16 protein-coding genes and 1 pseudogene are annotated in these 20774 nt (G+C 68.0%); 11 read left to right on the forward strand and 6 right to left on the reverse strand.

All coding sequences use genetic code 11. The annotated features are described in order from the left end of the window. Window position 1: 1 nt before the first annotated feature. Complete coding sequence (locus tag W5W_RS0102205; protein WP_017194174.1) at window positions 2-892, forward strand: SDR family oxidoreductase; 891 nt, start codon at window positions 2-4, stop codon at window positions 890-892. Between the two features lie 172 nt (window positions 893-1064). Here the strand turns inward: W5W_RS0102205 and W5W_RS0102210 are convergent, their stop codons facing one another. Continuing rightward, the gene (locus W5W_RS0102210; RefSeq protein WP_008732823.1) at window positions 1065-1394 is read right to left on the reverse strand and encodes a thiamine-binding protein; all 330 of its coding nucleotides are present in this window, start codon (window positions 1392-1394) and stop codon (window positions 1065-1067) included. Between the two features lie 359 nt (window positions 1395-1753). Between W5W_RS0102210 and W5W_RS0102215 the strand changes: the two genes are divergently transcribed. The 4 genes from W5W_RS0102215 (at window position 1754) to W5W_RS0102230 (ending at window position 6374) form a co-directional block, all read left to right on the forward strand. Then, entirely contained in the window at window positions 1754-2425 is a 672-nt protein-coding gene (locus tag W5W_RS0102215) for a MerR family transcriptional regulator (protein WP_017194175.1), read from the forward strand. A 434-nt stretch (window positions 2426-2859) separates the two neighbouring features. Continuing rightward, window positions 2860-3177, forward strand: coding sequence for a carboxymuconolactone decarboxylase family protein (locus tag W5W_RS14450; RefSeq protein WP_420794956.1), 318 nt, complete (start codon window positions 2860-2862; stop codon window positions 3175-3177). A gap of 367 nt (window positions 3178-3544) precedes the next feature. Further along, the gene (locus W5W_RS0102225) at window positions 3545-4285 is read left to right on the forward strand and encodes a class I SAM-dependent methyltransferase (RefSeq protein WP_008733311.1); all 741 of its coding nucleotides are present in this window, start codon (window positions 3545-3547) and stop codon (window positions 4283-4285) included. Window positions 4286-4709: 424 nt separating this feature from the next. Continuing rightward, window positions 4710-6374, forward strand: a complete 1665-nt coding sequence (locus tag W5W_RS0102230) for an alpha/beta hydrolase (protein WP_238533226.1) — start codon at window positions 4710-4712, stop codon at window positions 6372-6374. 119 nt (window positions 6375-6493) lie between these two features. Here the strand turns inward: W5W_RS0102230 and W5W_RS0102235 are convergent, their stop codons facing one another. Further along, the gene (locus W5W_RS0102235) at window positions 6494-7570 is read right to left on the reverse strand and encodes a hypothetical protein (RefSeq protein ID WP_029574017.1); all 1077 of its coding nucleotides are present in this window, start codon (window positions 7568-7570) and stop codon (window positions 6494-6496) included. 571 nt (window positions 7571-8141) lie between these two features. On the opposite strand from W5W_RS0102235, the gene W5W_RS0102240 reads away from it, so the two are divergent. Beyond that, window positions 8142-8840, forward strand: coding sequence for an ABC transporter ATP-binding protein (locus W5W_RS0102240; RefSeq protein ID WP_008733317.1), 699 nt, complete (start codon window positions 8142-8144; stop codon window positions 8838-8840). Next, window positions 8837-10183, forward strand: a complete 1347-nt coding sequence (locus tag W5W_RS0102245; protein ID WP_017194179.1) for an FtsX-like permease family protein — start codon at window positions 8837-8839, stop codon at window positions 10181-10183. The genes W5W_RS0102240 and W5W_RS0102245 overlap by 4 nt, the downstream gene beginning before the upstream one ends. 140 nt (window positions 10184-10323) lie before the next feature. On the opposite strand, the gene W5W_RS0102250 is transcribed toward W5W_RS0102245, so the two are convergent. The 3 genes and pseudogenes from W5W_RS0102250 to W5W_RS16885 all read right to left on the reverse strand — a co-directional run bounded on the left by W5W_RS0102250 (window position 10324) and on the right by W5W_RS16885 (window position 14228). After that, a complete protein-coding gene (locus W5W_RS0102250; RefSeq protein WP_017194180.1) occupies window positions 10324-11208 on the reverse strand; it encodes a VOC family protein in 885 nt (294 codons plus the stop codon). Window positions 11209-11483: 275 nt separating this feature from the next. Further along, complete coding sequence (locus W5W_RS0102255) at window positions 11484-12287, reverse strand: helix-turn-helix domain-containing protein (protein ID WP_050980323.1); 804 nt, start codon at window positions 12285-12287, stop codon at window positions 11484-11486. Window positions 12288-12874: 587 nt separating this feature from the next. Continuing rightward, window positions 12875-14228 (reverse strand): annotated as a pseudogene (locus W5W_RS16885) (ISL3 family transposase). Window positions 14229-14541: 313 nt separating this feature from the next. Here W5W_RS16885 and W5W_RS0102270 point away from each other — a divergent pair. After that, window positions 14542-14928, forward strand: a complete 387-nt coding sequence (locus W5W_RS0102270) for an SdpI family protein (RefSeq protein WP_017194183.1) — start codon at window positions 14542-14544, stop codon at window positions 14926-14928. A gap of 380 nt (window positions 14929-15308) precedes the next feature. After that, on the forward strand, window positions 15309-15764 hold the full coding sequence (locus tag W5W_RS14460; RefSeq protein ID WP_274517139.1) for an aldo/keto reductase: 456 nt from the start codon (window positions 15309-15311) through the stop codon (window positions 15762-15764). Between the two features lie 224 nt (window positions 15765-15988). Here the strand turns inward: W5W_RS14460 and W5W_RS0102280 are convergent, their stop codons facing one another. Further along, window positions 15989-17575: an aspartate:alanine exchanger family transporter gene (locus tag W5W_RS0102280; protein ID WP_017194185.1), complete on the reverse strand. Its 1587-nt coding sequence runs from the start codon at window positions 17573-17575 to the stop codon at window positions 15989-15991. Between the two features lie 249 nt (window positions 17576-17824). Here W5W_RS0102280 and W5W_RS14465 point away from each other — a divergent pair, with 249 nt between their 5' ends. Beyond that, window positions 17825-20275, forward strand: coding sequence for a carbon starvation CstA family protein (locus tag W5W_RS14465; RefSeq protein ID WP_017194186.1), 2451 nt, complete (start codon window positions 17825-17827; stop codon window positions 20273-20275). 10 nt (window positions 20276-20285) lie between these two features. Beyond that, the gene (locus W5W_RS16560) at window positions 20286-20717 is read left to right on the forward strand and encodes a YbdD/YjiX family protein (RefSeq protein ID WP_017194187.1); all 432 of its coding nucleotides are present in this window, start codon (window positions 20286-20288) and stop codon (window positions 20715-20717) included. The last annotated feature ends 57 nt before the right edge of the window (window positions 20718-20774 follow it).

A 20774-nucleotide genomic window follows, 5' to 3' on the forward strand; every position in this document is an offset into this window, starting at 1 on the left:
CATGAGTTACATCATCCATGGCGCAACAGGCGCCCAAGGCTCACCCGTCCTGTCCGCCCTGACCGCTGCGAGCGCGCCCGCTGTGGCGGCAGTCCGCAACCCCGACACCGTTCCCGACGGCGTCCAGGCGCTGGCGGTCGACCTCTCGTCCGCCGCTTCCCTCATCCCCGCCTATGAGGGTGCCGAAGGCGTATTCGTCCACCTGCCCATGGGGCCTCCCGAGGCCGCGGGCGCTCAGGCACGGGCCGTCGTCGAGGCGGTTGAGCAGGCTCGCCCCGATCGCGTGGTGATCTCCGCCAGCGGGCAGATCGTCGACCAGCCGGACTCACCGCTGCAGGTGCCCGACGACAGCCCCATCATGACGCTCATCCATGGAGTGATGCGCAGCGGCATCCCCACCGCTGTCGTTGCCCCGCGCCTGTACCTGGAGAATCTGCTCCTGCCTGTCGTCATCGGCCCTGCGCGCGAGGAGGGCGTCCTGCGCTATCCGCTGCCCGCCTCGTTCCCGGTCTCGTGGAGCTCGCACCTGGATGTCGCCGACGTCGTCGTCCGCCTACTCACCGATGCCCGCCCCATCGGCGTCACGGGCTCGGCCGGCACGGCCGGCACAGTTTCGATCGGGCACCTGCCGGGACTGACGGGTCCCGACCTCGCCGCCGCCCTCTCCGCTCATCTGGACCGCGACGTCCACTTCGAGGCCATCTCACCCGAGGAGTTCGGCGAGCTCATCACACCGCTCTTCGGCGCTGCCGCGATGCCGGTAGTGGAGTTATATAGAGCCCTCAACGCACAGACCGGAAGCGTCATCGACCGGAGCACCAGCGCCCAGCGACTTCTGGAGATCAGTCCGCGCCCGGTCGGGCAGTGGCTCCTCGCAGAGCTATCGGTGTAATGCCGCCAGACCGCCAGAGGACCGCCTCGCTAAACGACTGATGCGCGGGGTGTTCGGCCAGTTCGTGCGACCGGGGCACGGGTGGAACGCAGACGGAACTGCGAGGTCCGAGCCTTCGAGTCCGCCCGCCCTACTGACGTGCATCTGGAGACTACCGGCGCAGAATTCAGCCTCAGCAGGCACCGCCGTCGGCGCCTTCGCCCCGCCGCAGGCGGGTCTCGACGCGCTCGACCTTGGCGGTCATCTGGCCGGTCCAACCAGGGCGGATATCCGCCTTGAGAACGAGCGCTACGCGCGGGCTCACCTCCGCCACCGCCTCACAGGCGGCCTTGACCACTGCCATGCACTCATCCCACTCGCCCTCGATGGTGGTGAACATGGAGGTCGTTTCGCACGGCAGGCCGGAGTCGCGCACAACGCGCACGGCACGCGCCACGGCCTCGGAGACCGAGCCGTCGGGCGCGTCGGAAGTGGTCGGGGAGACGGAGAAGGCCACGAGCATGCCGACAGGCTAGCGCGGGCCGAGCCCGATCGGCCGCGTGGGGCGCCCAACACGAGTGGGCGCCAACGACGCGGCAGTACCGGCCGCGCTCCTACCTGTCAGGCGCCCCGATTCGGGCCGTTGCTGTCCAAAACGGAGGAGATTAACCCTCCGCCAAGCTCGGCATTTTCAAGAAACCAAGCGCTGGCCTACTGTGTGTCGGTGCGATACATCGATCTCGCGCCCTAATCTCCTCCGTTTTGGACACGCTGGACCTTCCCACCACCCTGACGGCAGCCCAGACCCGCGTTGGCTGGCCGAGAGGGCGTCCGAACCGCCCGCTTGCCTTCGAGTGCGCTCACGCTTCTACGGTCGTGGCCATGAACGACACGAGCGGCCCGGCCGAGCCCAACGACGCGCGCCTGCGTGCAGCGCTCCGGCTCACCGCCCCGTCAGGTGACGCGACAGCCGGTCCGAACGGCTCAGCTCACTCAACCGGCTCAACCGACTCAGCCAGTGCCACCAGTACGACCAGCGCTGCGAAGACAGGTTCCGGCGCCTTCCCGCCTCCCCCACGCTCAACCGCCGTGGACGAGGAGCTGCCCGCGGACAACACCGCCTGGGACATCGCCACCACCGCCCACCATCTCGGGGTCAGCGCACACACCCTTCGCTACTACGAGCGCATCGGTCTGGTCCGAGTGGGGCGCTCCGGCTCCGGGCACCGCCGCTACGACGCCGCAGCCGTGCGACGCCTGGTGTTCCTCACTCGAATGCGCACCTCGGGCATGCCGATCCGCGATCTGCGTCGCTATGTCGATCTGGTCGAGGAGGGCGAGGGCACCGTGCCCGCGCGCCTGGCCATCCTCACCGAGCACCGGACGCGACTGCACTCCCGGATCGACGACCTCCAACTCGCGCTGGCAGCCACCGACTACAAGATCGCGCTCTACAGCCAGGACATGGACGGCACTGACGGTGGAGCCACCAACCCTGCCAAGGGCCCGGCTGACGCGGACGCCGCCAGCCGGCGGCTGAGACGCGGGTCGTGACCATGACCCATGGGACCACCCGGCACACGTGCAGGAAGCTCCCGCATGGCGGGACATCGCCGCGGGACCGACCGACAGCAGGACCGACCGACACGGCGCGCCCTCAGCCGCGACACCGCACTGAACCACACAGACCAATCCCAACTCATCAGCACGATCAAGACACGCAACCAGCACAACCTGCATGGCAGAGGAGACACCCCGATATGACAATCAACTCTTCGAGCAACCTCTCGAGCACCGCACGCACTGACGAGAACCGCAGCACCACTACGCCCGGCACCGGCACCAACACCAGCGGCTCCGCAGGCGCCGCCCAAGCCGACAGCAGCGCCCATCCCCAGCACGACATCGACAGTCCGGAGAACCGTGCTCGGCGCAAGCACGGCCTGGAGGTGCTGGCCTCGATCGACGGCGATGCGGGCAGGGCCGTCATGGATTCGCTGGCCGACATCAGCCCGGCCCTGGCCCACCACATCGCGGCCTTCGGGTTCGGCGACGTCTACGCCCGCCCCGGCTTGGATGCGCGCAGCCGCCAGCTCGTGACGATCGGCGTACTCACGGCGCTCGGCGGCTGCGAGCCGCAGCTGAGGGTCCACCTCAACGCCGCCCTGAACGTGGGGCTCAGCCGCGAGGAGATCGTCGAGGCGATCCTCCACGCCTCCGTGTACGCGGGTTTCCCCCGAGCGCTCAACGCCACCTTGACCGCCAAGAGAGTCTTCGCGGAGCACGACGCCGTTGAGGTCTCGTGAGTGTCCCGGCGCTCCCGGTGGGTTGGAACCACCGGTCGCGCCTCCCATGCAGCCGGCCCGTCGCTCACCGGCATCGCCGCCGTAGCGGCCCAGGGCACGCCTCCGCGCGCAGCCTGGGCCTGAACGCGCATTCGCGCGCAGCCGGCCCGCCCGGCGCCCGACGCCCGGCGCCCGGCGCCCGGCGCCCGCGCGAACAATGAATCTCACTTTGTTGACGATTCGTTACAGATATAAGATCTTATGCGCCAGCCACTGCAGAGCCTCCAGCACGGCTCCTAGCGAGCGGCCCGCCCCTGCAGCGGTGGCACTCCCTCACCCGACCCCACCGGCGAGGGGGCCTGGAGAACATGAGCGGAAGGAGACCGGCGTGACCACGCGCATCCCCAGCAAACCAGCAGGAAGCTACGGCGTGGATGCGATTCTCGTGCCCGTCCTGCTCAGCCTGAGTACCCTGCCGCTGCTGTTGGGCACCATCGCCAACATCGCACAGTCCGCACCCGCCTGGACCTGGCTGCTGATGGGAGCCGGGGCCCTCAGCCTGGGATATTCGGCGCTCGCCTTCTGGTACACCACCCTGCGCGGGAAGTTCCTCGTCTGGGCAAGGCTCCTGGACTCCCTGCACCTGAGGGGCGACGAGAACTCCCTGGATCTGGGCTGCGGCCGCGGCGCCGTCATCATCGCCACCGCACTGCGACTGCCCCATGGTCACGCCACGGGGATCGACCTGTGGCGCAACCAGGACCAGACGGGCAATTCGGCCGAGGCGACCCGCAAGAACACCGAGCTCAACGGCGTAGCCGATCGGATCACGCTGGATACCGGCGATATGACCCGGCTCCCCTATGAGGACGCCTCATTCGACCTGGTCACCGCCAGCGTCTCCATCCACAACATCCCCGACGCCGCAGGGCGCAAGCGCGCGGTGTCCGAAGCGCTGCGCGTCCTGCGCCCGGGCGGCCGACTCGTCATCGCGGACATGGCCAAGACCAAGGAGTACGCCGACGTACTCACAGACGCCGACGTTCCCTTCACCTCCACGGCCGCGGGCCTGCACATGCAGTGGGGAATGATGCCCACCACCATTATCAAGGCGCAGAAGAACCTCTGACTCTGACGCAGAACAAGGATCGGAGCCGCAGGACGGCCTCCCGCGGCTCATCGCCGCGCCGAAGTTCCGGCCCTCGACACCCTCGGCACCCCTCGGCACCCTCGACATGCCGCCTCGGCGCCCCCTCGATACCCTCTCAACCGACCCCGCCATTGCGCACCACCGCTCACCCATCTCCGGGAACGGTCTCGGTCGAGTCCGACAGGCCTCGTCGCAGAGCCGGAGAAAAGCACCAACGAGAGACCTATCCCACTCTCCCCGAGTTGCCCAGCCCCCTGAGGAGCACTAACCATTAAACCGACCAGCGGTCGGTTTGTGTAGCAGAGCTCTGCTCCACATCGTCCATGGGCAGGCCTCTCACGTGAATCAGCGGGGCCCCAGGGATCGGCGGCTGTGACCGACTTCGACGGAAAGAGAATCGATGATGGCGACTATGACGGGCTGGGGCTCCCCAGGCAGACGGATGCGCACAGGCGCACGGCGGAAGCAATTCGCGGCTGTGCTGGCACTGGGATGCGCGCTCCTATCAGTGGGCACGGGGGCTACCGCCGTCCCGGCCGCCGGCAACTCCAACGAGTCCTCCCAAGGCTCCACCTCCAACGAAGGGTCACCCTCCAACGACTCCGGGAGTGGATCCGTGATCCCGGAGGGCCTGGACGACTTCTACGGACAGACGGTGTCCTGGTATCCGTGCGGTGCCACCGGCGGCATGGAGAGGACAGAGGCGGAGGAGTCCAACAGCTTCTCCTGCGCCATGGTGACGGTCCCCCTGGATTACGAGGATCCAGACGGCCAGACGATCCAGATCGCCCTGAAGAAGCGTGCCGCCGACGGCGAATCCCATGGGTCCTTGTTCATCAACCCCGGAGGCCCTGGCAGTTCTGGCGTCCAGTTGGTCGAGACCGCGTCTCAGGGGATCTTCTCACAGGACTTGCTGGCGGGATACGACGTCATCGGTTTCGACCCGCGCGGCGTGGGCTCCTCAACTGCGATCGACTGCGGGCAAGCCGGGCCGGCCGGGGGCGCCGGTGCGGGGCAGCCCCAGCCCGGCCAGTCGTTCGAGGACTGGGCTCAGGGCTACTCCGCGGGCGTGACTGCGCTGGAGCAGCAGTGCGCGGAGCACGCCGAACCGGGCCTGTTGGACCATGTGGGAACGCTCTCGTCGGCGCGCGACCTGGATGTGCTCAGAGCGGTGATGGGCGAGGAGTCCTTGAACTACCTGGGATACTCCTACGGCACCGGACTGGGCTACACCTATGCCGAGCTCTTCCCTGACAACACCGGGAGAATGGTTCTCGACGGTGCCCTGGACCCCTCCTTGTCCGCCGAGGAGATCGACCTGGGCATGGCCGAGGGCAATGAGATCGCGCTGGAGAGCTATGTGGAGGCCTGCCAGGCGGGCCAGACGGGTGCCGACTGCCCGCTGAGCGGGGAGGTCGAGAACGGTGTGCAGCAGGTGCGCGATCTGATCGCCTCGGCGAACACCTCGCCAATGGGCACGTCCGAGCCCGACCAGAAGGTCACCGGCGACCAGATGAGCCAGGTCATCCGAGGGGCTCTGAGTACTGCGCGCTGGCAGGAGCTGACCGCGGCCTTCACTCCCGCCATCACGCAGGGCGACGCCTCGGTCTTCGCCCTTGCCGCCAACCAGATGACGCAGTCCGCTCCGGCGGCGAGCATGGCTACAATGATCGCCATCATGTGCCAGGATCGGCCCTCGCAAGGCGACATGAACTCCTGGGAGAACCAGTACGAGGAGGCCCAAGAGGTCTCACCGACCTTCGGCGCCGCATGGACAAACTCCGACATGACCTGCGCAGCCTGGGGGCACGGCAACGAGCCGCTTCCTGCAGACATCACAGCCGAAGGGGCCTCCCCCATCCTGGTCGTCAGCACCACTGGGGACCCGGCTACGCGGTATGAGTGGGCCGAGGCTCTGGCCGAGCAGCTCGACTCGGGGCACCTGCTGACCTGGGAGGGCGAGGGCCATTGCGCTTACGGGCGCGGCAGCTCCTGCATCAGCGGGGCGGTCGATGACTTCCTCCTGAACGGCAAGCTCCCCAAGGACGACTTGGTCTGCAGCAGCTGAGGCTCGCTCTCCACTCCCCGTCGAGTCGCCTTATCCTGTGCAGCCCCGCCGAGTATCGGCGGGGCTGCACAGGATGAAGCACCGGATGGCGGCGACGTCGTGAACGCTGTCGATCTTCTTTACTTCACGACCGCACCCCCACCGACCGGGCGGTTGTCCTCGTAGGAACCCTCAAAGGTCTGACCGCCGGCGGTCACACTCGCGCCCAGAGTATTGACCCCTTCGATCCCGGTCACGTCCACCTGGCAGGTGACCTCCTGATCGCCGGGCACCGACGCCCCGCCGCTGGACACGCTCAGGCTCTCGGCCGGGCCCTCGGCGGTGACGACTTCGCCGCCGAAGGCGGTCAAATCGCAGCTGAGCCTGGTGAACGACGCCGAGCCCCGTTTCCGGGAGGTGGCGATCGTGAAGTCGGTCAGTGCGCTGTTTGAGTCGTTGGTCACCGTGACGGTGTAGCGTCCCGCGTCCTTCGGAGCATCCGTCAGAGTCTCAGGACTGGCGGTCACGGTCGCGTAAGTGGCGTTGATGTCCGGCTTCTTCGCGGTGGCCGTGAGATTCCTCGGTACGCCGTCCTTCGAGGAGGTGATCGTCGGGTTGAAGGTGTAGTCGCGCTCGCCGGTGCCGGGGGCCACGGCCGTCGCTCCCACATTCAGGTCGATATAGGCGGCCGCGTTGGGGAAAGTGGTCTGGTAGGTCATGCTCAGATGCTCCGGAGTGCATGTGATGCCGGTGACCGACCCTACGCTGCGTCCCTGCACGTCACGCACCTGGTCGTTCAGGCCCAGTGTGGAACTCTCCAGATGTACGAGGGACCCGTTCTTCTCGGGGTCGCGGTAGGAGTACGTGGCGCTGCCCGCAACACGATCCGCTGAGGGGCAGGCCCAGGTCCACAGGCCGGGCTGAGAATCGGCCTCAATACTGAGAGTGCTGCTCTCGCCCATGGCGATGCCGGATCCTGCCTTGATATTCCAGCTCAGGCAGTCATTGATGTTGTCTGTGCCGTGACAGCCCGTGCGGCCCGGAATGTAGTTCCCCGTGACATCAATGGCGCCCACGGGCTCAGCAGGAGGATCGGCGGCATATGCCGGGGAATACGCCGGAGAGAAGAGGAAGGTCGCCAGAATCAGCGGGAGGGTCAGGACGGCACCGAGAAGACGGCGGTGCAATTGAGGCGGTCGGGGTCGTAAGAGGCGCATGGCAGCCTTTCTGCAGGGATATACCAGGCGAGAAGCACTGGCACAGGAATAAGTGCATCATTACCGTATCGTTATATACGTCACCCGTAAAGCGCTGCTTCCCCTCCTCTCCATTCCTCCTTCCCCCTGCGATCGCCCCGCCTCCAGAGTCCGCATCGTGCGCGCCCGGGAAGTCGCGCACCGGTCAGGGATGACCCAGGGAAGGGCCGGGGAAGAGTCAGGGAAGGACCAGGGCGGAACCAGGGGCACCCCCGATATCCGGCGGCGAGCCCCCGCCCTAACCTCATGACTACTCCGACAGAGCAGACCGGGGCGGACAGGGCGGGGCCGAACCGCCCCACTACTCAGCTGTTCAGCTAACTCAGCCACCCGGCTGCTCGGTGCTGACCATTCCTCCTTCGCGAAGGCGGCCCTCATGACAGCGCACTTTCCTCCGAACACCTCCCCCACGGGATATCCCGCCGCCCCCGGGACCCCATCACGGTTCCCGCAGACCCCGGCCCCACCTGCGCACAGGCCCGCAGCTCCAGCTCCCGCCATCGCCCTGCACGGCCTGACGCGGAGCTACGCCGTGCCCGGTCGGAGCGACGCCGTCGTCCACGCCCTGGCGGGGGTCGATCTGGAACTCGCCGAGGGCTCCTTCACCGCCGTAGTCGGAGCCTCCGGATCGGGCAAGTCCACCCTGCTCCAGTGCGTGGCCGGACTCGACCGGCCGAGCAGCGGCACCGTGCACCTGCTGGGCACGCAGACCACCTCGCTGCGCCCGGGCGCCCTGGCGACCTTCCGAGCCAAGCACATGGGCGTCATCTTCCAGGAGGACAACCTCGTCACCTGCCTGAACGCCCGGGACAACGTCGCCCTGCCCGGCCGCCTGCGTCAACGGGCCCTGCCCCACCGGGAGGTGGACAACGCCCTGGCTCGCGTGGGTCTGGCCGACCACGCGAGCCACCTGCCCGCCCAGCTCAGCGGCGGAGAGCGCCAACGGGTCGCCATCGCCCGGGTCCTGGCCTCGCGCCCGCAGATCGTATTCGCCGACGAACCCACTGCCTCCCTGGACCTGGCCTCCGCCGACACCGTGCTGAACTGGTTCGCCCAGATCGCCGCGGAGGGCGCCACCCTCCTCATGGTCACCCACGACCCGCAGGCCGCCGCCCGGGCCGGTTCAGTACTGGTCATGGACTCCGGGCGGATCGCGGCGCATGTGCCGGGCGGCAGCGCCGAGGCCGTCTCCCGGGCGATCCTCGAGATTCGGGGAAGGGCCGCCGCATGATCCGCCTTCTGCTCGCCGATCTGCGCCAGAACCTGCGCTCGTGGACATGGACGGTGGTGGTCGCCGTCGTGGCCGCCACGAGCATCGCCGCCCAGCTCATGGTGGGGCGCGGGGGAAGGATCGCCGCGGAGGCCACGGGAGACACGGATATGGCGGGGCAGGCCGAAGCCCTCACGTACATGCCACTCACCTTCGTGGGTCTGTCCGTCGTCGTCGCCCTCTCCACAGTAGCCGCCCTAGTGGTGGCGAGCCGGGCACGGGACCACGGCCTGTGGCGGGCCCAGGGCATGCGGCCCGGGCTGCTGCGAATGATCCTCCTGGGCCAGCTCGCACTCGTCGGCGCGGGCTCCGCCATAGTGGCCATCCCCCTGGCCTACCCGCTCTCCTTCCCGCTGAGCGCCTTCGAGGGCGCCGTGGGCATCATCCTCCCGACGGCCCGGCCCCAGCCCCACCCCGTCGACCTGTTGATCCTCCTGATCCTGTGCACAAGCCTAACCGTCCTGGGCGGAAGGGGCGCCGCACGCCGCTCCAGCGGCGCCCAGATCATCGCCCTGCTCCGCGAGCACGACGACGTCCAGGGTCGCTCACGGCGGGTCCGCCGCAGACTGCTGCGCGGAATCCTGATCGCCGTGTGTCTCGCGGGACTGATCGCCCTGCCCATCATCGCGCAGATCACCGAATCGGACCACGAGTCCATCTTCACCCTCGTCATCGGAGCCGGTCTCGCCGCCCTGGTTCTCATGGTGGTGCTCACGCCTCGGGTGACGCCGGCCCTGGAGCGCACGTGGACCGCTCTGATTCCCTCGCGCTCCGTGGCCTGGCACATGGCCAGGCACTCCGCCGCCTACGAGGCGGGGCGGTCCTCGGCAACCGTCATGCCCTTCAGCCTGGCGATCGGCCTGGTCGGCTTCGCCTTCGGTATACGCGCCCTCGGGGGCAATGCCGACGTCGGCGGATTCATAGCCCTGTTCGGCACGGCGTTCCTCGTGGCCTGGACCGGAGGCGTGGCGGTCATCGCCATGAGTGCAGGACGCCGCCGCCGTGATGGCGCCCTCCTGATGGCCGCCGGGGGCGTGCAGGCGCAGGTGCGGTGGGCCCAGGTGCTGGAGGGCGTCATCCACGCGGTGACTGCGGCAATTCTGGGGGTGGCATCGACGGTGGTGGGCCTGTGCTCGGAGTCGCTGATCCTCGGGTTCAATCCCGTGCCGGTCATCTTCCTCCACGGTCCGTGGGTGGAGATCCTTGCCATCACGGGCGCCTCACTGCTGACGGTGTGCGGGGCCACGGTCCTGTCCAGCGCTTCCACGACGCCCGTGACCCAGCTGCTGCGCGCCCGAGACTGACCGGCTCTCGCGCGACTTCCCGCACGATGCCGCCGGCGCGCTTCACCGATTTCTTCACCTGCTCCGCCCGCCCCACCCTGTCGAGGTCGACTTTTTCGGATGAGATCGACGGTGTCACCGTCGATCTCATCCGAAAATGTCTATCTCGATGGCGCGGCTACCTCGAGGAGCATGAACCGGGCGCCGTCGGGGTCCGTCACCTGGATCATCTTGCCGAAGGGGATGTCCTGCGGCCCGGAGACGACCCTCCCGCCGAGAGCGGGTACACGCGCCGCAGCGTCATCGAGATTCTCCACACCGAAGTAGACCCTCCAGGCCGGAGTCGCACCTTCGCTGGCGTAAGTACCGTAGTAGACCCTCCAGGCCGGAGTCGCATCCTCGCTGGCGAAAGCGCCGAGCTCCCCGATGCCGCACAGCGACTCCGTCCCGGAGTAGTTGACGCGGTAGGGCAAGTCCTCGCCGCCATAGGGAACAACGCGCGTGCGCCACCCGAAGACCCTCTTGTAGAAGTCGATACCGGCGTCCAGCCCGTCGGTCAGGACCTCGTGCCATACGGGCATGCCCGGTCCCATCGGTGGCACGGGCCCCGGCTCGGTGGAGATCATGCCCACGCGGGCGCCGCCCGGGTCGGTCACGACGGCGAAAGCTGTGGCAGCGCCCGTCTCGTCGACCTCGTCGCCCGGAACCTCGGTGCACGGGACGACGACGCCTCCGCCCGCCGCCTCCACCTCGGCCACAGCCGCCGCGACGTCGTCGACGAGCAGGGTGACGAGCCAGCCGGCATAGTCCTCCTGCGGCTCGAAGGAGGCGATGAGGTGGTCGCGGTGCGTCACCGTAGTGGAGATGCCGGCATCAGGGTCGGCAGGGGCGACCCGCCACCCCAGGAGGCCGGAGTAGAAGGCGGCAGCAGCCTCGGTGTCGGGCGTGTACAGCTCGAGCCAGCAGGGGCGGCCCTGCGCGATTGCCGTGGTGTCAGCGGTGACAGCAGTGCCGGCGGTATCAGCGATATCGGTCGAAGGGGTCATCGGTCCTCCAGGTGTGGGGCTCATTTCTTTGCGGAGGCGCCGGCAGCCGAGCACGAGGCGCCTCCGGTGGCTCATTGCCAGCCATCCGCACGGTAGGTGGCGCGCAGCCGCGGCGACGACTCCGATCCTGCTGTCCGGAGCCGACGTCGAGATCGACATTCTCGAACGAAGGCGACGGTGGCACCGTCGATCTCGTTCGAGAATGTCGATCTCGATAGGGCGAGCTATCGCGATAGGCGGGTTGGCACTAGCAGGGCGAGCGCTCAAGCGCCCCCTCAGCCCGGCCACAGCGCAGGGAGGGCCACCAGCATCGGATGGTCCCACGGAAGGGCCGGACCGACCTCCACGGTGACCACTTCTTCCCGTTCCTCCTCCCCCCGCCCAACATCCGCACGCAGGCGGTGCGGCCGGGCGACCAGAGGCGCCTGCGGTGCGAGCTGCTCGGCGGCATCGGCCCCACCGGGAGTCAGCGTGGCCAGCAGCCACGGCGCACCGGCAGGCACCGGCAGGCACACCTCCACCACGCCCCGGCGCAGGGCGCCCGTATGCGGAGGGCCGCAGGGCACCGGCGTCGGGAAGGTACCGACCCACTGGTAGGGCACCTCACCGAGCCGCGCCCGCAGAGCCGGAGGCACGGCGACGCGCACCAGTACCCGGCGCGCGGCCGGCGTCAGCAGGCTCGCCGGAGGGAGACTGACCTCGGCCAGCCGGTGCGCCGACCGCCTCAGGGCCGCTGGCGGCAGCCCGACGTCCCGGACGAAACGGCGCGAGAAGGTGCCCACCGAGGTATAGCCGACCTCGTAACAGGCCTCCGCCACATCCAGCCCCTCGCTGATGAGCAGGTGCTTGGCCTCGTGCAGGCGCCAGGAGGACAGGTAGCGGATCGGTGAGACGCCCACCGCCGCGGTGAAGGAGCGCGTCAGATGAGAGGGGCTGTAGGAGAGGTGGTCGGCCAGGTCGCGGATCGTGATCAGCTCGCGGTGGTGCTCGCGCAGGAAGGCCGTGGCACTCAGGGCCAGGGGCTGCTGAGCGGCGAGCGCCCGCAACGGCTCCGGGAGGTCAGCACTGCGGATGCTCATGGGCACCCCCGGCAATCACGGCGCCGCCGTACTTGCGGAGACCAGCACGTACGGATGTCGTCGCGACCGACACGCATGGGCCCCCTCCTTCCCGGTTCGTGCGATGGATGAAGAGGATAAGCGCTTCTTGCCACTCGGTCCGGCCGCTGACCCCCTGACTGCCGACATGCCGCATGGGTGGTCCACGGGCCGCTCGAATGCCGCTCGAATACGGCATGTGACAGAACGCGATAGCCCGGGTGCGGTCCGGCCATCCGCTCGGAAATGCGAATCCGAAGCCGTAGTGATGCGCACCGCCGGCTTTCTCCCGACTCCTCAGCGATGGTGTTCAGGATTGTTCATTCTAGGAATTGGAGATCCTGCTCTGAGGCCGGGGAAAACGTAGGCCGCGCATCACCCCGGGTGGGGTTATCCCCACTTTGTTGTCCGGTTAGCGGGATCGAGACAGGACGCCCGGGTGCGACACGGTGGAGAGACAAGCAGCAGTCGGGCGGCCGGGGAAGAGGGCCGTACAGAACGTACAGAAGAGGAAGTGATAAGGGGCTCTTCGTGTTTGAGGGTGTTGTAGGTGGGGCTTATTGCCTGGTTTAGGTGGTTGTTGTCAGGTGGTCTTTGAGGCGTCCGGTGTGGATGAGGCTGTGGATGGTGTAGCTGGTGAGGTTGCGGAATCCCAGGGCGATGCCGCGTAGGTGCTCCGGGCGTCCGTTGATGGCTTGGCGTGGGGCCGTTGGAGGTACGGGGGCGGTCGAAGTAGGCCAGGACGTCCTGGCTGCGGCTGATCAGGGTTCTGGCCAGGGTCTGGATCTCCTCCAGCCCGTCGGGGACGGCCTGCCTCAGGGAGTCGATGAGCCGTTGCATCAGGTACTTTCCCAGGCCCGCCTCCTCGGTGCGGTAGGCCTGGATCGGGCGCTGGTAGACGCCCCAGGCGGCCTGGACCGCAGCGTGGCGCTCATCAGCGAACAGGGCCTGGAGACGCCTGGCCTGGGTGTCGGTGAGCAGGCCGGCCCCGGTCAGCAGGGTGCACCGGGCCCGGTAGAGCGGGTCACCCGCTCGGCCCCGCCGGCCCGCGATCACTCGTTGGATGCGGCGGCGGCACTCATCGAGCTTGCTGGCAGCCAGGGACACGACATGGAAGGGGTCCATCACCGCCCGGGCTTGTGGGAGCTCCTCGCCGGCGGCGCTCTCGGGACCCGGTGAAACCGCCCCGTGGCTACCACCTCGACCCGCCCACGCCAGGACTCGCCCCGAGCGGCGAGCCAGGTCTTGTAGGGCCTTCTTGGACCGGCTCGGGACCACGTCCAGAAGCCGGGCCGGACCACTGCGGTCGCGCACGGGGGTCAGGTCGATCATGACGGTGACGTACCGGTCGCCCCGCCTGGTGTGGCGCCACACAGAGGGGGCACCTCCCGCACGGGAGCGAAGCGCGCGGGGGAATCGTCGACCCCGAGAGCCTCCACCCCCTTGAATCGGTCGGGCGCCTCGTTGAGGATCTGCTCGGCTCGGGTCAGGATTGCGTTGTTGGCGGTGTGCCAGGAGATCCCCAGAGCGGCTGCTACCCGACAGACCGACACGCACTCCAGGGCAAGGGCACGCAGCCCCACTCCACCGCCGAGCGCGTCAGCCGCGCCCTGGGCTCAGCCAAGGTGGAGGTGTCCTGTCTCCACACTCGACGGCAGTGGGTGCAGGCGAAGCGCCGCACGCGCACCACCAACTGCGTGGGCCTCCACCCCACCGGCACGTGGGCCAAGCGCCGGGCCACCGTCCCACGGGATACTCCCTGAACGCCGCAGGCCTTGCAGAAGGGGTCCTCAAACCCGATCGGCATGCGGCACTCGATCACCGCGCGCTTGGCTGTGAGGTGCTGGCCCACCGCGGTCAGTCCCAGGGCATCCAGCCCAGGAAGGTCGTCAGATCAGGGCAGGCGAAGGTAGTCTCAAGCACGTCGAGGTCTCTCGTGACGGTTGTGTAGCAGCTCCCATCATCAGGAGACCTCGACCCCTACCCGCCGCAACGACGCACCCACCCCGACCTACGCACCTCAATAGACCCCGCCTACAACACCCTCAAACGCGAAGAGCCATCAAACCCTGACCGACCAGCAGAACCGCGCGCGGACGCACCTTGAGTCTCGTTGACTGCCCCTCAGACGCGAGGGGGGTGAGGTTCTAGGTGCGTCCGCGCGGGCGTATCATGCAGGAAGAACTCACCGGAACGAGAACCTCTGCCATACCAACAGGAATAATGAGGGACGTCGATGGTTGAGACAGCATTCTCCGTACTCATGAGCATGGTCCTGGGCGTAGCCGGCGTCGGACTCGTAGTGCTGGGACGCCGGATGTCGCAGCGCAGACTGCCACCGAACTCCTGGGCGGGAGTGCGTTACGAGATCGCGCTTCGGTCCGAGGAGAACTGGTATGAGACGCAGGCCCGGTGCGCGACGGCCACCGCGGGACTGGGCGTGGTCTTCATCGACTCGGCTCTCCTGTTCGTCATCCAGGCGGTCCTGCATGAGACGGTCTCGATCCTGATCCCCATGGCCATCACGCTGATTCAGACGGCTGCCGGCATGGCGATACTTCACGTTCAGGCCCGCAGGTGCAGAGCACTCCTTCTGAAGAACACAATCAAGTCACCTAGATGACCGACGTCAGACAAATTAGCGAAGGGTGCATCCATCCTACAGGCCCTCAACGCCCCCACTCCCAGAAAAGAACTGAACCCAGGGGTGCAAAACATTTTTTCTCACCCTTGGACCACAATTCCCCTGCACGCAAAAGCATACTCGAACACACCATCCCCGCTCACGAAGCACAATCAACCCAAAGAAAAATATTCAGTATTCTTAACAAGACGAGCACTCCGAAACTTTTCCCCATCCCACTACAGCATCATTCTTGGTCATCCCATATTTCGAGATTATCCTGGCTGCGACCACAGAAGCGAGATACCGTTTAACCTCCTACTTCGTCGATTCATATCGACCCCCTTCAGCCACATTAGGAACCGCTAAAGGTCCGCGCGATCGGCGTGTCCAATTTCTTCCCCGACCGCTTCGTGGACCTGGCCGAGAACGTCGAGGTTCCCCCGGCCGTCAACCAGATGGAGACCCACGTCTTCAATCAGCAGGCGGACAACCGCACCTGGTACGCCAAGTACGGCACGGCCCTGGAGTCCTGGGGGCCGCTGGCTCAGGGCAAGAACAACCTCTTCGCCCACCCGGTTCTGTCCGGGATCGGGGAGGAGTACGGCAAGACCGCCGCCCAGGTGGCGCTGCGCTACCTGCTGCAGCGCGACGTCATCATCATTCCCAAGTCGGTGCACCGCGAGCGCATGGCCTCCAATCTGGACATCCTCGACTTCCAGCTCGACGACGCCGATATGGCGGCCATCACGGCCCTGGATGAGGGCAAGAGCCTGTTCATCGAGCACACGGATCCTAGGGCCGTGGAGTTCCTCCTAGGCTATGGATCGCGCTGACCCCCACCAACCCCTCACCCGCTGACCGGCCCGACATGTCACGAATCGGGACAAACAGCGCGACACCTCCGAGCGGTGCATCGCAGATCGTTGGAATGGCGCGTTTCTGCTGAACGGTTCAGCGCACGGTTACGGCGTTTGTCCCGGATCTGGACACACACGCCCCGTAAGGAGGGCTTCGCGCGAGCAAGGAGCGAGCCCTGGCCGCCGTGCCCGACCCCGGCTCATACCGCCACGAGCACCTGCACCATGACGATCTTGACGACGATCGCCAGCGCGAAGAGCGTGGCGTACCCGGCCTCGACGCGCTCGTCGTCGCGCTTGGACAGGGCGAAGGCGAGGATGGCCGGCTGGCCCACGAGGCCCGCGAGACCGCCGGCGGCCCGCGGCGCGCTCACTCCGGCCCACCGCGCTCCCGCCAGGAGCACGACGGCGTTGACCACCACGATGAGCGCCGACAGCCCGCCCACCGCCAGGCCGGTGCGGGAGAAGGCGGCGGCCGCGAAGTCCGGGCCGCTGGCCAGCCCGATGGCGGCCAGGAAGAACAGCAGGCCGAGCTGGCGGATGGTTGCGTTGGCGGCGTGCGGCAGTCCCCAGATGAAGGGGCCGGTGCGCCCGAGGCGCCCGAGCACCATGCCCACCACGAGCGGACCGGCGGCCACACCGAGCTTGAGGGTGACACCGCCGGGAAGCGGCACGGCGACGAGGCCGACCAGCACGCCCAGCGCCATGCCCAGCCCTACGCTGAAGGCGTCGATCTGGGCGATGGAGCGCTCGGAGTCCCCGAAGTAGTCGGCAGCGCGCTCCAGCTCGTCGCCGGGCACGACCGCCAGCACCCGGTCGCCCAATTCCAGGACGAGGTCCTCGCGGGCGAGCAGGTCCAAGTCACCGCGCTTGACACGGGTGACGACGCCTCGGAAGCGGCCCGGCATGTCGAGCTCGGCGATGGTGCGCCCGGCCACGCGCGTGCTGGAGACGGTCAGGCGGCGGTAATCGACGGCGGTGCGGTCCTTGGCCAGGCACTTGTCGAGGCCGGTGCCCAAGTCCTCCACGGCGGCCTCGACGGCGGACGGCGCCCCGACGATGACGACCTTGTCCCCGGGCAGCAGCTCCTCACGGGGGTGGACGACGCGGGTGACCCCGTCGCGCTCCAGGTAGGAGATACGGATCCGCCCCTGCCTGAAGGCGTCCATCTCGCCCAGGGCCACGCGCCGCAGGAGGTAGACGCTGGTGGCGGTGATGCCGTCGGCCGACGCGGGTCGCGGGTCGCGTCGACCGGGCCAGGGGCGGTTGATGACGGCGGCCACGATCACGATCGCCACGGCGACGCCGACCGGGTAGGCCAGGGCGTAACCGACGGCGGGCTCCTGAGTGCCGGCCGCCTCGATGGCGGCGTCGAGCACGGGCGAGGTCAGCGCTCCGGCATAGGCGCCGGAATCCATGGCGGGGGACACGCTCATCAGGCGGGAGTAGAGGATGCCGGCGCCTCCGGCGACTATGAGCGCGACCACGCACAGACTCATGAGCGGCAGTTGGCGGCGCAGGTCGCGGAAGAAGGTGTTGCCCGCGCCGATGCCGACCGTGTAGCAGAACAGTCCGAGGCCGAGGCTGCGCAGCAGGGTCAGGTCGGCTCCCAGCCGGGGGTCGACGGCGCCCAGGGCGAGCCCGACGAAGAGCGCGCCGGCGGCCCCGAAGCGAATGGGGCCGAAAGGTATCTGGCCGACAGCGGTCCCCAGTCCGATGACGAGGAAGACGGTGAGCAGCGGGGCGGCGGCGAGGACATCGACGACGGAGTGCAGGAGGTCGGGCACGCCCCCAGGCTAGCCTCGACCAGCCTCTTCGCCGAGATCGGTCCGCTTCCGCACCGAGATCGGTCCGCTTCCGGCTCGAGATCGGTCGCACTCCGCCGCGAGATCGGTCCCCGGACCCTCGGCGGCGCCTCCGCCAGAGCCTCGCCCCAGACTGACCCTGGCTCTGCACCGCACCGGAGCTCTACCCTGGACGACAGCACGACTTCTCCCGTCGTGCGTCCCCACAACTCAGCGTTGAGAAGTGACCCCATGGACACCCAAGAACAAACCGAGCTCCCCTCGTACACCCCAGAGGAGGAGCGCCTCATCATTCGCAACAAGGACGGCGTCCCCGTGGGCATCAAGCCCCACCACACCTGGACGCCGAAGAGCATCGCGATCTGGGTCGCCGTGACGGCCCTGGGCGTGCTCGGCTGGTGGATGCTGGCCGTCGCCCGCGGCGAGCACGTCAACACCATCTGGTTCGTCGTCACCGCGATCTGCACCTACGCCATCGGCTACCGCTTCTACGGGCTCTACATCCAGCGCACGATCATGCGGCCCGACGACTCCAACGCCACCCCGGCCGAGCGCATCAACAACGGACGCGACTTCGACCCCACCCACCGCGTGGTCCTCTACGGCCACCACTTCGCGGCCATCGCCGGCGCGGGCCCGCTCGTGGGCCCCGTGCTCGCCGCCCAGATGGGCTACCTGCCCGGCACCCTGTGGATCATCCTGGGCGTGGTCGTGGCCGGGGCCGTCCAGGACATGCTCGTCCTGTTCTTCTCCATGCGCCGCGGCGGCCGCTCGCTCGGCCAGATGGCCACCGACGAGATCGGCAGGATCGGCGGCATCGTCGCCACGATCGTCGTCTTCGTCATGCTCATGATCGTCCTGGCGGTCCTGGCCATGGTCTGCGTCAATGCGCTGGCCTCCTCCCCCTGGGGCGTCTTCTCCGTGGGCTGCACCATCCCGATCGCCGTATGCATGGGCCTGTGGCTGCGCTTCGTCCAGCCCGGACGGATCACCCAGGTCTCCATCGTCGGCTTCGCCGTCCTGATCGGCGTCATCATCGGCGGCCGCTGGGTGGCCGAGTCCTCCTTCGGCCACTACCTGCACCTGTCGCCCACCGCCCTGGTGTGGGCCATGATCATCTACGGATTCCTGGCCGCCGTCCTGCCCGTGTGGGTGCTGCTGACCCCGCGCGACTACCTGTCCACCTTCATGAAGGTCGGCACCATCGTCGTCCTGGCCGCCGGCATCCTGATCGTGCGACCCGTCGTCGAGATGGCCGCCGTCTCCGAGTTCGCCACCAACACGGACGGCCCGGTCTTCGCCGGCAAGCTCTTCCCCTTCCTGTTCATCACCATCGCCTGCGGCGCCCTGTCCGGCATGCACGCCATGGTCTCCTCGGGCACGAGCCCCAAGATGATCCAGAAGGAGTCCCAGGCCCGCATGATCGGCTACGCGGGCATGCTCATGGAGTCCTTCGTGGCGATCATGGCCCTGGCCGCCGCCGTCTCCCTGAGCCCGGGGATCTACTTCTCCATGAACACCTCGACGGACACGCTGGGCAAGCTCGCCGGTCCCGACGTCGTGGCCGCCACGCCCTGCGATACCGCGAACGACCCCGACCACCACTGCGAGGAGCTGGCCGAAACGGCCGTCGCCAACCTGGGCGTGACCGATGCCCACGGCAACCCGATGAGCCCCGAGTGGGACTCCTGGGACGAGGCCGGCAACCCGACCACCTACACCGGCGCTGCCGCCTTGGAGCGCCTGGCCGGCGACGTCGGCGAGCCCAACGTGGTCGCGCGCACCGGCGGCGCCCCCACCCTGTCGGTGGGCATGGCCCACATCCTCCATCAGATCGGCGGCGGCCGGACCATGATGGGCTTCTGGTACCACTTCGCCATCATGTTCGAGGCGCTGTTCATCCTCTCGGCGGTCGACGCCGTCACCCGCGTGGCCCGCTTCCAGCTCTCCGACGCCCTGGGCAATGTGTTCCCCAAGTTCAAGGACCCGTCCTGGCACGTCGGCGCCTGGGCGACCACCGGCGTGGTCGTGGCCGCCTGGGGCTCACTGCTGCTCATGGGCGTGACCGACCCGCGCGGCGGCATCAAGACCCTCTATCCGCTGTTCGGCATCGCCAACCAGCTCATCGCCGCCGTGGCCCTGCTGGTGGTCACCGTCATGGTCGTGCGCAAGGGGTATACGAAGTGGGTGTGGATCCCCCTGATCCCCCTGGCCTTCGACACGGCCGTCACCTTCGTGGCGTCCTGGCAGAAGATCTTCTCCACCGATCCGCTGGTCGGCTACTTCCAGCAGCACCGCGACGCCCAGGCCAAGCTGGACACGCTCACCGACCCGGCGGCCATCGACGTCCAGCGGGCGATCGTCCGCAACACCATGATCCAGGGGACGCTGTCGGTCGTCTTCCTCGTCATGGTCGCCTTCGTCATACTGTGCGCCCTGGTGCGCGTGATCCGGACGATCCGCAGCGGCGACACCACGACCTCCGAGGACCCCTACCAGGAGTCGAACTTCTACGCCCCGGAGACCATGATCGCCGACAAGCTGCAGAAGAAACTCGTGGAGGAGTACGAGAGGGTCGGCGATCCCGATCTCATTCCGGGCCATTCGCACGCCCATGCGGGCAGTGCCGGCAGCACCGACAACGCCGACAGCACAGACAGCACAGTCAGTGCGGGCAGCTGAGGGCGGCGCGTTGACAGGGCAGTCACGTCGTCGCCCCACGACGGCGGGCGCAGCACCAGGCGGGGAGCGGTCCGGCACGACGCCGGGTGCCGGCTCCACCGCCGGTGCGCGCACCCCGCCCGCCGCGCAGGCGGGGGCGGCTGAGAGCGCCTCGAGCGGCAGAGCTCTCAGTGTCGTCAGCGGCCTCAGCGGTTCCAGCGGCTCCAGTGGCCTCCGCACCTGCAGGGTTCTCAGCGGCCTGGCCGCCGGTCTCGCGCGCCTGCGCGCCGGCCTGGCCGGCGCCCGCCGTCTGTGGCGCGATTTCACCGGCGAGTCGGCGTACGACCGCTATGTCGAACGGCATCGGCGCGAGCACCCCGACCATGAGCCGCTGAGCGAGCGCCAGTGGTGGCGGGCCCGAGCGGAGTTCGACGAGCGCAACGTCTCCACCGGATGCTGCTGAGCCCGTCTATCCGCTCGATCGACTCCATCACACGCATCGAGGTCGACTTCTTCGAAC

It is taken from the genome of Actinomyces massiliensis 4401292 (genome assembly GCF_000269805.1).
Lineage (GTDB): Bacteria > Actinomycetota > Actinomycetes > Actinomycetales > Actinomycetaceae > Actinomyces > Actinomyces massiliensis.